The 12,028-nt window shown below is 42.8% G+C and carries 11 protein-coding genes and 1 pseudogene; 4 read left to right on the top strand and 8 right to left on the bottom strand.

The genetic code is table 11. From position 1 onward, the window contains the following. Nucleotides 1-38: 38 nt before the first annotated feature. From QNH28_RS14670 to QNH28_RS14655, 4 genes are read right to left on the bottom strand one after another with little or no spacing between them, the layout of a single operon-like run. Nucleotides 39-1,067: an AraC family transcriptional regulator gene (locus QNH28_RS14670; protein WP_283907340.1), complete on the bottom strand. Its 1,029-nt coding sequence runs from the start codon at nt 1,065-1,067 to the stop codon at nt 39-41. 40 nt (nt 1,068-1,107) lie between these two features. Continuing rightward, nucleotides 1,108-2,058, bottom strand: a complete 951-nt coding sequence (locus QNH28_RS14665) for an LLM class flavin-dependent oxidoreductase (RefSeq protein ID WP_283907339.1) — start codon at nt 2,056-2,058, stop codon at nt 1,108-1,110. Further along, a complete protein-coding gene (locus tag QNH28_RS14660; RefSeq protein WP_283907338.1) occupies nt 2,039-2,401 on the bottom strand; it encodes a hypothetical protein in 363 nt (120 codons plus the stop codon). Before QNH28_RS14660 ends, QNH28_RS14665 begins: the two co-directional genes overlap by 20 nt. A gap of 56 nt (nt 2,402-2,457) precedes the next feature. After that, nucleotides 2,458-2,907: an OsmC family protein gene (locus QNH28_RS14655; protein WP_283907337.1), complete on the bottom strand. Its 450-nt coding sequence runs from the start codon at nt 2,905-2,907 to the stop codon at nt 2,458-2,460. 151 nt (nt 2,908-3,058) lie between these two features. On the opposite strand from QNH28_RS14655, the gene QNH28_RS14650 reads away from it, so the two are divergent. The 3 genes from QNH28_RS14650 (at nt 3,059) to QNH28_RS14640 (ending at nt 5,907) form a co-directional block, all read left to right on the top strand. Beyond that, the gene (locus tag QNH28_RS14650) at nt 3,059-3,541 is read left to right on the top strand and encodes a nucleoside deaminase (RefSeq protein WP_283907336.1); all 483 of its coding nucleotides are present in this window, start codon (nt 3,059-3,061) and stop codon (nt 3,539-3,541) included. A gap of 198 nt (nt 3,542-3,739) precedes the next feature. Further along, on the top strand, nt 3,740-4,714 hold the full coding sequence (locus QNH28_RS14645) for a glycoside hydrolase family 43 protein (RefSeq protein ID WP_283907335.1): 975 nt from the start codon (nt 3,740-3,742) through the stop codon (nt 4,712-4,714). A 50-nt stretch (nt 4,715-4,764) separates the two neighbouring features. Beyond that, the gene (locus QNH28_RS14640) at nt 4,765-5,907 is read left to right on the top strand and encodes a family 8 glycosyl hydrolase (protein ID WP_283907334.1); all 1,143 of its coding nucleotides are present in this window, start codon (nt 4,765-4,767) and stop codon (nt 5,905-5,907) included. 316 nt (nt 5,908-6,223) lie between these two features. Here QNH28_RS14640 and araA read toward each other — a convergent pair whose 3' ends face one another. The 3 genes from araA to QNH28_RS14625 are packed head-to-tail and all read right to left on the bottom strand — an operon-like array spanning nt 6,224 to nt 10,000. Then, nucleotides 6,224-7,648: an L-arabinose isomerase gene (araA, locus tag QNH28_RS14635; RefSeq protein ID WP_283907333.1), complete on the bottom strand. Its 1,425-nt coding sequence runs from the start codon at nt 7,646-7,648 to the stop codon at nt 6,224-6,226. 32 nt (nt 7,649-7,680) lie between these two features. After that, nucleotides 7,681-8,376, bottom strand: a complete 696-nt coding sequence (locus QNH28_RS14630; RefSeq protein WP_283907332.1) for an L-ribulose-5-phosphate 4-epimerase — start codon at nt 8,374-8,376, stop codon at nt 7,681-7,683. 16 nt (nt 8,377-8,392) lie between these two features. Beyond that, nucleotides 8,393-10,000 (bottom strand): xylulokinase, encoded by a 1,608-nt coding sequence (locus QNH28_RS14625; RefSeq protein WP_283911992.1) that lies wholly within the window; start codon nt 9,998-10,000, stop codon nt 8,393-8,395. 262 nt (nt 10,001-10,262) lie between these two features. Here QNH28_RS14625 and QNH28_RS14620 point away from each other — a divergent pair, with 262 nt between their 5' ends. Continuing rightward, entirely contained in the window at nt 10,263-11,345 is a 1,083-nt protein-coding gene (locus QNH28_RS14620; protein WP_283911991.1) for a GntR family transcriptional regulator, read from the top strand. 103 nt (nt 11,346-11,448) lie between these two features. Here the strand turns inward: QNH28_RS14620 and QNH28_RS14615 are convergent. Next, nucleotides 11,449-11,586: pseudogene (locus tag QNH28_RS14615) on the bottom strand (carbohydrate-binding protein); the annotation flags it as partial. Nucleotides 11,587-12,028 lie beyond the last annotated feature (442 nt).

Below are 12,028 nucleotides of genomic sequence, written 5' to 3'. Positions count from 1 at the left end.
TCTGTGCACCGGCTAGTATTTATACTATCTTACCTGGATTATTCAGTAACTAGTGTCTTGCGCCAAACTTCTTGTTTAACACGCCAATTCGAAGGAGTATCTCCTTCCCAAAGTCGGAAGGCACGGTAGAACGAGTTCTGATCTTCATATCCGATCAAGAAAGCCACCTCTTTAATATCGAGAGAAGGATCTACTAAATACGCTCGCGCCTGCTCATGTCTAGCTTGTGTCAGCAAATGCTTGAAGCTCGTATTTTCTTCAGTAAGCCTCCGCTGTAAGGTACGAGCACTCATTCTTAGCTCTTTAGCAACAGTTTGAATTTCGGGTGGCCCTCCGCTAAGGCTGCGTTTCATAATCCATTTGACCCTTTCAGTAATTGAGCGACTGCCCTGCTGTTCAGCAAGTGTCCGATCCAGAACAGGAGTCAGAATCTCTAGCAACTCTTCGTTATACGAGATAAAGGGCAGGTCCAAATCACTTCGTCGTAGTGTTAAGCGGTTAGTCTCAGTGCCGATCTGGATTCGACAGCCGAAATAAGCTTCAAGAACCTCTAAATTCCCTATAGGTTGTGAAAATTCTACAAACTGTGCTGTCACAGGTATGCCTGTACCTCGTCGTCCCAGTTCCAGTAAAAACGCCAGTGTAAGGCCAAGTAGCAGCGGTGGACCGGAATACTCGGGATGTTGCCAATCCAATTCGATTGTGCACAGCTCTCCCTCCTCCGTGATATGCAAGCTTTCTGGAGGGCACATTCGTTTGTAACGGACCATTCGGTTTAAAGCGTCGCGATAATCTTTCGCATGATAAGTGGCTAAGACAGTCGGCGGATATTGTGTGGTTTCAAAGACGGTTGCCAGCTTGATGATTCCCTCAGCGGTATCTCCAACGAGGTCGGAATAGGCCTGCCAGATGGCAAAATATTGGGCTGTGGTGACTTCTGACTCCGTGATAAGGCTCAGGGAGAGACTTGTTTTACTAGCTATATCTTGAGCGGTTATCCCTAATTGAACTAATCCAGACCAAAATCCGGGAGGGATTTTAATGGAGTCAGAGGGATGAGACTGCATCTATATGGACCTCCTTTAGCATGAACGCATGGAGAAAGGGCTAGTTAGAATTCAAGCAAGCACGGGCAAGCAACTCAAACGAATGCAGCCGTTTCTCATAGTCTGGAATCATAGTAACGATAATGAATTCATCAACTCCATATAAATGAGATAACTGTTCCAGCTTTTCTTTAATGCTTTGGGGTGTGCCTATCAGCAGCTTACGTTCCAAGAGCTTGGATTTCTCTTCAGCTGAGCCTTCTTGTTGAAATAATGTCATACCCGTAGAGGCGAGCTTCTCTGCTTCTTCCTCAGTATCTGCGCAGATGACACCAACAGCTACGATAGCCCGCGGAACAGGTGCAATTGAAGAAGGAATAAAATCTTCTCGGTAAGCTTGCAAAATCTCCTCCCCAGCTACATCGCTCATGAATTGACCAAACACATAGCCTGCGCCAAACTCGGCAGCATATGCCGCACTCTTCTTGTTAGTGCCCAGCATCCACAGCTCTGGTGACTCGGGTGGTGTCGGACGGGCGGTTATCTGACGTCCTTCATATGAATAGGTCCCTTGCAATAATTCGGTGACTCCCTTAAGCAGCTCCGGCATTTTCCAAACATTTTCTAGAAAATTTCCGCTCAGCGCTAAGCTTACTTCAGCTGCACCTCCAGGAGCCCGGCCTAGCCCAAGGTCGATGCGTCCCGGATATAAACTTGCCAGCAAATGAAAAGATTCTACCACCTTCAGTGGTTTATAGTGTGGCAGCAATAACGCTCCCGACCCGATGCGGATATGCTGTGTTTTCGCTCCAATATGCGACAAAAACACCTCTGTGGAGGTACAAGCTAAGCCCGGCATATCATGATGTTCCGCAACCCAATAACGAGTATATCCCAGTCTTTCAGCTGTCTGAGCCAGCTCCACCGCTTGTCCCAATGCGAAACTTGCATCTGCCTTATCAAATACAGGGACAAGATCCAATACGCTAAGCTTAATGGCTGTCGCTGTCATGGCTACGTCCTACTCGAGGGTTTCGGTAAAATTCAATCATATCGATAAAACTAACCTTATAATTACCGGCTACCGCTGCCAGGTCATACATTCGTCCATGGCCGTCATCTTTGGATGCGAATACAATATCATGCCGCAGCTTATCCATAATCACTTTGCCGATGAATTGGCGCTCGTATTCCGCATATTTCTTTTTGAACTCCTCATTAAATTCCACTAGGTCCTGGTAAGAGCGCTCAACCATTGCATTTACCAAAGTGAGTTCATTGCCCTCTTTTTGTACCGCTACGTAATAATTTCCACGTTCATCCTTGATCAAATCTTTATACAACTCAACGTTCAAAGTTAACGTCTCCTCTCTGATTATCTAAGGGATAACTACTCCTTTAGAACCTACCCTTACATACTTGCTGTCAGTACTGTTGGCTCTGTAGTGATTTGTACGTTTCCTGCTACAGCTCTGGAGATCATGCAAGAGCCTTCTGCTTTATGGGCAATACGAATAGCTTTATCGATATCGTCCTGTGACGCGTCTTTAGAAAGAGTGATTATAGGTGAATGTTTAATCGCTTCATATGTAAAAATGTTATTCGTTACATCCACCGTCGCCTCTGATGTTAAGGTCAGATTTGAAGTTATAAGCTCAGATCGCTCCAGCATGGCTGCAAGTGTAATGAGATAGCAGGTTGCTGCTGCGCCCAGAAGCATCTCATCTGGATTCGTTCCAACTCCGGGCCCGCCCATTTCCTTCGGAATGGAGATTTGTGCCTTGAGCTGTCCGGCTTCAATCGTTCCATCACTATTACGACCGCCGTTCCATACGGCATTTAATATAAATGGGTGTTTCATTTCTAGATGTCCTCCCTATTTTGAAATTGCATGACATATTTTTAATCGAATACTTTACATGCTAACATAGAAGAATGCAGCGAACAAACAGGGTCAGTTCTACTTGTTGACTCTATTTTTCGATAATTTAAACAAAGGAGGCTCTATCATTATGATCAACGATACGGATATCAAACATCTTCAGCGCTGTATTGAACTTGCCAGAATTGCTCTTGACGCTGGAGACGAGCCTTTCGGCTCCATCCTGGTTGCAGCAAACGGAGAAGTCTTGGCCGAAGACCGCAACCATGTAGGCGGTGGTGATCATACTCAGCACCCGGAATTTGCTTTGGCCCGCTGGGCGGCTCAGAATATGACACCGGCAGAACGTAATAAGGCAACTGTATATACTTCGGGAGAGCATTGTCCTATGTGTGCAGCAGCTCACGGTTGGGTTCAATTAGGACGAATTGTTTATGCGAGCTCTTCGCAGCAATTATCACTGTGGTTAAGCGAAATGGGCATTGCAGCATCACCCGTCCGTACTTTGACCATTCAGGAAGTTATCCATAATGCGGTCTTAGATGGCCCTGTACCGGAGCTAGCAGAACAAGTACGGGAACTTCATCGACAATTCCATGGAAAAAGACAGTAGTAAAATAAAAAGAACCTTTGAATAAAGGTTCTTTTTTATGTCCTAATTCCTTTTATTATCTTAATTAATTAAATAAATCGGTCGAGAAAGAAACATCTAAACTTTGTGGGGTATAAACTATAGTTACTATATATACAGAGTCCTAAAGTTCTTATACCATTAGCTTTGTAAGCGATTAACTTTATAGGAGGAAATGACTTGACAAAGCCTGTGCAACCCAATGAACCTCTCGTAACTCATATTTATACTGCGGATCCTTCCGCTCATGTATTTGAAGGCAAAATATATATTTATCCCTCACATGACCTGGATCACGAAATGATCTCTAATGACAACGGTGACCAATATAATATGGAGGATTACCATGTTCTTTCTATTGATGGAGATGGCTCCCCTTGTGTTGACCACGGTGAAGTGCTTCATGTGAAGGATGTTCCATGGGCTAAGCAGCAAATGTGGGCTCCGGATGCAGCATACAAAAACAATACCTACTATTTGTTTTTCCCAGCTAGAGACCATGACGATATTTTCCGAATCGGGGTCGCCACCTCTTCTTCACCTTCCGGACCATTTACACCTGAACCAAGCTACATTCCCGGCAGTTATAGCATTGATCCCGCCGTTTTCGTTGATGATGATGGTAAATCGTATATATACTTTGGGGGTCTTTGGGGCGGTCAACTTGAAAAATGGCAAACCGGCTCATTTGTTCCGGATGCCGAGGGACCGTCTGAAACGTCACCAGCTCTTGGACCTATCGTAGCGGAGTTGAGCGAGGATATGCTGAGCTTTGACGGTGGACCTAGAGAAATATCCATCATTGATACGAGCGGAAATCCGATTCTTGCTGGAGATGAAGAGAGAAGATATTTTGAAGGTCCATGGGTACATAAATACAACGGGTATTATTATCTTTCTTATTCCACGGGTACTACCCACAATATTGTATACGCTATCAGTAAAGATCCGCTTGGACCTTTTGTATATCAAGGAAAAATACTTTCACCTGTGCTAGGCTGGACAACACACCATTCAATTGTTCAGTTTAAAGAGAAATGGTATTTATTTTATCATGACAGTTCTTTGTCGGGTGGAGCTGACAATAAGCGTTCAGTAAAATATACGGAGCTGAAATACAACGATGACGGCACTATTCAAACCATCCATCCTTAGTTTTTTATCGAAATAGGCTGCATGCTGTAGTTTACTGGAGGGGGATTCTGATGTCAATGACACAACAAGGTGCTTTTTATACGGGGGAATATCGCAATTTATTTAAGGAGCTTGGCTTTTCTGAAGATGAGATCAACGCTAAACTCAATGAAACTTGGAATGATTTATTTTATGGAGATCCGAACGTACGAATCTACTATCCGCAGGACGAGGATAAAAGCTATATTCTGGATACAGGTAATCTAGACGTACGGTCAGAAGGAATGTCCTACGGAATGATGATGGCCGTTCAAATGAATAAAAAAGAAGAGTTTGATCGTTTATGGAACTTCTCAAAGACGTTTATGCAGCATAAAGAAGGTCGTTATGCCAATTACTTTGCTTGGCACTGCAAGCCTGACGGTACAAGGATTTCTCAGGGACCCGCACCGGACGGGGAAGAGTTTTTCGCCATGGCCCTGTTTTTCGCCTCAAAACGCTGGGGGAACGGATCGGAGCCTTATAATTATTCTGAGCAGGCTCGAACAATATTGCGTGCTTGTGTACATAAAACTGAAACAGGCGCTGGTGACTCAATGTGGGACGCGGAAACGAAACTGATTAAATTCGTACCGGAATCCACCTTCAGTGATCCCTCTTACCATCTCCCCCATTTCTATGATTTGTTCGCTTTGTGGGCTGATGAAGGTGATCATATGTTTTGGCGAGAAGCGGCGGAAGCCAGCCGCACATATCTACACACTACATGCCATCCTATAACTGGTCTTGCTCCCGAATATGCTAATTTTAATGGAACCCCGGCAGAACCCCAGCCTCATGGTGATTTCAGCCATTTTTTCAGTGATGCTTACAGGGTTGCGGCTAATATCGGTCTGGACTGGGCATGGTTCCAAAAGGACAGCTGGCAGGTCGATCAATGTAACCGGATTCAGGCTTTTTTTAGAAATATCGAAGTTTCCGATTACCGGCGGTATACCATTGAGGGACAGCCCTTCAACGAACCGGCGCTGCATCCGATAGGTCTGTTGGCGACCAATGCCATGGCTTCCCTTGCTTCTGATGGGCCGGAGGCAGAGCATTTTATCCGTTTGTTTTGGGATACACCTTTGCGTACTGGACAACGTCGTTATTATGATAACTGTCTGTACTTCTTTAGTTTACTGGCCCTGAGTGGGAATTATCGCATTTATTGAAGGAAATCGAACAAAAAAATAGGACTCCATTCCTCGACCTTTTCGAGGAATGGAGTCCTATTAATCGTAATGAAGCGTTCATAAACCACAGAAGAGACTTGTATAACTTGAACTTAAAAAATATCAGAGGTATGTAGCGAAGGGGAAATTTGGAACTGTAGGAGCGAAAGCGACCGCCTTTGTCTCCGGATTTCAACCGCTAACAGCGGTACAATTCAAGAAATCTGGAGACAACAGCGGCCGGAAGTCCAAATATTCTCCGTAGCTACAACTTACCTTTAGATGTATAAATTAGTAAATAAAATTTTCTTTGCTATTACTTTATAACTACATATTCCAAGTTAACAAGTTTTGCGTAAGCAATAATTTGGTCTGTTGTAAGAGTTAATGATACAACGGTGTGATGACCGCCACCATTTTCGATCCAAGCTTTAACCCCGTCTTGGAAGTTTGGTTTAACATTCCAAAGTACACGAGCTACTGGAAGGTTTGGCGCAGGAACCGTCGGTTCAAATGCAGTAACTTCGTTGATCAGAAGCTTGTAATGAGTACCGAAGTCAGCCATGGAAACTACTACACCGTCTCCTGCTTTGCCATCAAATACTAAACGTGCTGGATCGTCTTTTCCACCAATACCTAGCGGAGATACGATGATTTTTGGTTTATTGCTTGCCAAAGTAGGATCTACTTCAAGCATGTGGGATTGGAGGATCGATTCTTGTCCAACCGTCAATTCATAAGTGTAATCTTCCATAAAGCCTGTGGATTGATTATGACTCATCACTTTAAGCAAACGATCAAGTGCTGCAGTCTTCCAATCGCCTTCACCAGCAAAACCATAGCCTTGTGCCATCAGACGTTGAACAGCAAGTCCTGGAAGTTGTTTCATGCCATGTAAATCTTCGAAGTTTGACGTGAAGGCATTATAACCACCTTGATCAAGGAAACGTTTAATAGCGATTTCATAGCTTGCTTGAACTCTTACGCTAGCTTCCCAAGCTTCTTTGCTGTTAGTACCATAATCAAATTCATACAGCTCTGAATATTCAGCGAACAAAGCGTCGATTTCTTCTTCTTTAACTTCATTAATGATTTGCACTAGATCGCCAATACCAAAGTAGTCCACAGTCCATCCAAATTGAATTTGGGCTTCAACCTTATCTCCTTCGGTTACGCCAACGTTACGCATGTTATCACCAAAGCGGGCAACTTTGATATTGAAGCTTTCGTTATATGCAACGGCTACGTCCATCCATTCCGCAATTTGCTTTTGAACTTCAGGGCGTTCCCAATAGCCTACAACCACTTTGTTTTGTTTGTTCAAACGGGCGTTAATAAAACCATATTCACGGTCACCATGAGCTGCTTGGTTTAGATTCATGAAGTCCATATCAATTGTTGCCCAAGGAATACTTTCATTATATTGCGTAGCTAGATGAAGCAATGGCTTTTGCAGCATCTTAGTTCCGCGAATCCACATTTTTGCAGGTGAGAACGTATGCATCCAAGTGATGACCCCAGCAACTTCGTCACGGTAGTTGACTTCTTTCATGATGTTAGTGATTTTATCTGCGCTGACAGCCAAATCCTGCAACACTAGTGGGTAAGGTAAAACTCCGCTTTTATTCAAAGCATCTGTCATGATTTGTGCGTGTGCTTTAACATCAGCTAAAGCTTCTTCCCCATAAAGATGTTGTGAACCTACGACAAACCAAAATTCTTTTGCTACTGCTGTTGACATATTCATCCTCTTTTCGTGATTTTGTAGTTTGATTATTTTTGTCCGTAATAAGCGTCTTTTCCATGTTTGCGCAAGTAATGTTTATCTAAAATACGTTGTGGCAACTCCTCTGCAAAATGGTTCAGCTCTCTTGCGTATAAATTCATTTTGGATACTTCATCCAAAACTACGCTGTTCATAACCGCCGATTTCGCATCTTTTCCCCAAGTAAAGGGTCCGTGGCCTTTTAGCAAAACACCGGGAACCGCCATAATATCGATCCCACGTTGTTCAAAGGTTTCGATGATGACATTCCCCGTTTCCGCTTCGTAACCACGATCGATTTCCTCTTGCGTCAAGAAACGCGCACAAGGAATGGAACCATAGAAGGTATCTGCATGGGTCGTTCCCATGACAGGAACATCTAGCCCTGCTTGAGCCCAGATAGTCGCCCAAGTGGAATGCGTGTGCACGATTCCCCCGATTTCGGAGTAATGCTTATAAAGCACTGCGTGAGTAGGTGTATCAGATGATGGCCTCATATCCCCTTCAACCACATTGCCATCGAGATCAACAACAACCATGTCGCTAGCCTTCATTGTCTCGTAGCCTACTCCACTTGGTTTGATTACGAATAACCCACTTTCACGATCAATCGCACTCACATTTCCCCATGTATACTTAATAAGTCCTTGTTTCGGCAATTCCAGATTGGCTTGAAAAACATCTTCTTTAAGTTGTTCTAACATCTTGCTACCTCCATTTTCACAATAAATTGTCAACAGCGGACTGCTCAATCGCCAGACCCTTTTTATAACGTTCGATAAAGGTTTCAAAGCCTTTAATGTCGGTTGCCTCTGGATGAATTTCTTCACCCTTAACATCTTTGAACACTTTTTGATCGAGGAAGTCTTCTAAACTTTCTTCCTGATTTTTATTCATCATGTAAGCGGCAAGAATAGCCATTCCCCATGCGCCGCCTTCACCGGCAGTTGACATTACGGAAACAGGAACATTCATTGAAGCTGCCATCATTTTTTGGCCCACTACCGGAGTCTTAAATAAGCCGCCGTGACCTAAAATACTATCAATGGCTACATTCTCTTCCTTCGTCAAAATGTCCATTCCAATTTTCAAAGCACCAAAGGCGCTGAACAGATGCGTACGCATGAAGTTAGACAGATTGAATTTGCTCTCCGGCGAGCGGACGAATAGTGGACGTCCTTCATCAAGCCCGGTAATATTCTCTCCTGAGAGATAACCATAGCTGAGTAATCCACCGGCATCAGGATCTGCTTCCAGTGCTGTATTTAGCAATACACTGTACAATTTATTAGCATCCACTTTGTGTCCCATGGCTTCATAGAACTCGCGGAATAAGCCGAGCCAAGCGTTGAGGTCACTTGAACAGTTATTCGCATGAACCATGCCCACCGGACTTCCGTTCGGAGTAGTAACCATATCGATTTCTGGATAAACTTTTGAAAGTTCTTTTTCTAATACAATCATGGCAAAAACAGAGGTTCCTACGGAGACATTCCCGGTGCGTTTTCTCACGCTATTCGTAGCAACCATCCCGGTTCCTGCATCCCCTTCTGGAGGACTAAGAGGTATACCCGATTGTAAATGCAGCGATGGATCCAAAATTTTAGCTCCCGCTTCGCATAAAACACCTGCTTGCTCTCCTGCAATATACACCTTAGGAAGTAGATCACTGGTCTTCCACGGATAACCTTTGCTTGTAACAAGCTCATCAAACTGCTGTATCATGGATACGTTATAATTTCGTGTCGTTTCATCAATTGGGAACATACCAGATGCATCCCCAACACCAAGTGCTTTATTTCCAGTCAATAGCCAATGAATATATCCTGCTAACGTCGTAACATAACGAATTTGTGGCACATGTTCTTCTTCATTTAAAATTGCCTGATAAAGATGAGCAATGCTCCAGCGTTCTGGAATATTAAACCCAAACAGATCGGTCAATGCTTTAGCAGCCGCACCCGTTGTTGCATTACGCCAAGTCCGGAATGGAACAAGCAGCTCATTGTGCCCGTCGAAAGCCATGTATCCATGCATCATTGCAGAAAATCCGATGGAACCAACCGCTTGAAGGGTGATTCCGTAATTTTGTGCAACTTCTTCCTTCATCTCGCGATAGGCGTCTTGCAGACCTTTGATAATATCTTCCAAGTTGTACGTCCAAAAACCGTCCTTCAACTGATTTTCCCATTCGTAACTTCCAGAAGCGATCGTTTGAAAGCTATGATTAATAAGTACAACTTTGATACGTGTAGACCCAAATTCAATACCAAGCGAGGTTTCTCCCTTATTAATCGCTTGTTCGATGCTTAGTCGATTCGATATCACGTTTGTCACCTCTCTGAGAGCGCTTTTTTAAAAGGTCATGATAATAATTTGCTTTCTTAATTGACAGCTATAGTATAATTTTTTGTACGTACATTTGTCAATTGAATAGTTATATATACATACAAATATGGATATAATAATGGTTTGACCCTATAAAAAAAGAGCCCCTTTCTATTTTTTTCGTTGTCATGCTATAATTTGTACATACAAATTTACCGAATATACGAATAACTTAGCGAACAAGTATGGAAAGAGGAATTACATGAAACCAAAGTATCAAGTGATTTTAGATGATATAAAAAGCAAAATCCTTTCGGGAGATTACAATGTTGGTGAACAAATTCCTACTGAATCTGCCTTACAGTCCATGTACGAAGTTAGCCGGCAGACTGTTCGAAAAGCTATTTTAGAACTTTCCAACGAAGGTTTCCTGCGCAGCGAAAAAGGGTCTGGTACTTATGTCAGCAACCAATATCGTTCGAAGGCCGGCGGGAGTTCCCATAAGAAGACGATCGGTGTAATCACGACCTACATTTCCGACTATATCTTTCCTTCGATTATCCGTGGCATCGAGAGTCGACTAAATGAGGATAATTACTCTCTACTATTGGCTAGTACCAATAACGATGTTGCTCAAGAAAAAAAGGCCCTGGAAATGATGTTGTCCTACGGTGTAGATGGTTTAATTATTGAACCGACGAAAAGCAATCTATATAACCCTAATATTGCTTACTACCTGTCGTTTAAGGAACAGGATATTCCGATCATTATGATTAATGCCTTTTATGAAGAAATAGAACTGCCTTACCTTTGTCTTGATGACGTGCAGTCCAGCTATTTGGCAACAAAAGAATTGATCACCAAAGGGCATACCCAAATAGGGCTTATTGCAAAAATGGATGATTTACAAGGAAAGTATCGGATGAAAGGGTATATTAAAGCGCTCGGAGAATCCAAATTACGATTTTATCCTGAGCAGATTTTTTCATTCAACACGGAGACAAAACAGACGCTTTCAAATGATTTGAAGGATTTTCTGAATAAAAATAGAGATACGCTCACTGCTATTGTTTGTTATAACGACGAGGTCGGATTGGAAGTGGTCCATGCCTGCAGGCAGCTGGATATCACTATTCCGGAGGAATTATCGATTATTGGACAAGACAATTCCTATATCGCCAAAAATGCGAATATCAAACTAACCACCTTAACACACCCACAAGAAACCATGGGACGAGATGCAGCGGATTGGGTCATTAAGAAATTACAAGGAAAAAAAGACCTGCCCAACAACACTTATTATCAGCCTATGTTAATTGAAGGTGAGACTGTAGTTGAGAGATAGGTTGTAACAAGTCAAGCAACCCACCAGTCATGGCTGGCGGGTTGCTTTTTGATTTCCCCTCTAAATTAAGCGGTCAGACTCTATTTCTTCGTATTGAGGATTTTCACTGGATTTCCAGATAATCAAGGTATGCATCCCATGTTCCGTTATCGGCTGTTACCACGAGCTGGATCTCTTGATTTCCGGTTCCATGAATGACATTGTTTAGCGTATAAACGGCGGGACTGCTTCCTCCGAAGTGTTTCATTTGCTTTCCTCCTCTTGGTTATACTGCAACTAGTCTTACTAAGATGCTGTGCAACCTGTTTGAATAACCTCTTTTTTATTCCATATTTAATAATGTAAGCGGAAACAATTAGATTCTATCATTGTCTTAATTTTTTCATATGCATAAACTAAAGCTTATATCGTGAAAAGTTTAGATCTTTTGTAGTTGGAAATAAACGAAAATAAATAAGCAGCTTTCGGTAGAGTACCGGAAGCTGCTTATTGGCTAGATCTTTTTATCATTGTCTACGAAATGGAGTCTTGGCTTAAAAGACAAAACTTCTTCCCCTTCCCGCTTCATTCCATTTCCACTTATCAAAATCTCGAACAATTCCTTCTATGAATGAGCGAAGCGTAAGGCTTACTCAATAGTAGATTTTTATTTAAAATCCCCCCTTCCCAAAACTCCATAATAG

The sequence above is a fragment of the Paenibacillus sp. G2S3 genome, assembly GCF_030123105.1.
In the GTDB taxonomy this organism is placed as follows: domain Bacteria; phylum Bacillota; class Bacilli; order Paenibacillales; family Paenibacillaceae; genus Paenibacillus_AQ.
This window is presented reverse-complemented; position numbering and strand designations above follow the sequence as displayed.

Coding starts and splice junctions, on each gene's coding strand:
- QNH28_RS14670 (WP_283907340.1), bottom strand. CDS start 1,067: ATGCAGTCTCATCCCTCTGACTCCATTAAAATCCCTCCCGGATTTTGG.
- QNH28_RS14665 (WP_283907339.1), bottom strand. CDS start 2,058: ATGACAGCGACAGCCATTAAGCTTAGCGTATTGGATCTTGTCCCTGTA.
- QNH28_RS14655 (WP_283907337.1), bottom strand. CDS start 2,907: ATGAAACACCCATTTATATTAAATGCCGTATGGAACGGCGGTCGTAAT.
- QNH28_RS14650 (WP_283907336.1), top strand. CDS start 3,059: ATGATCAACGATACGGATATCAAACATCTTCAGCGCTGTATTGAACTT.
- QNH28_RS14640 (WP_283907334.1), top strand. CDS start 4,765: ATGTCAATGACACAACAAGGTGCTTTTTATACGGGGGAATATCGCAAT.
- araA (WP_283907333.1), bottom strand. CDS start 7,648: ATGTCAACAGCAGTAGCAAAAGAATTTTGGTTTGTCGTAGGTTCACAA.
- QNH28_RS14630 (WP_283907332.1), bottom strand. CDS start 8,376: ATGTTAGAACAACTTAAAGAAGATGTTTTTCAAGCCAATCTGGAATTG.
- QNH28_RS14620 (WP_283911991.1), top strand. CDS start 10,263: ATGAAACCAAAGTATCAAGTGATTTTAGATGATATAAAAAGCAAAATC.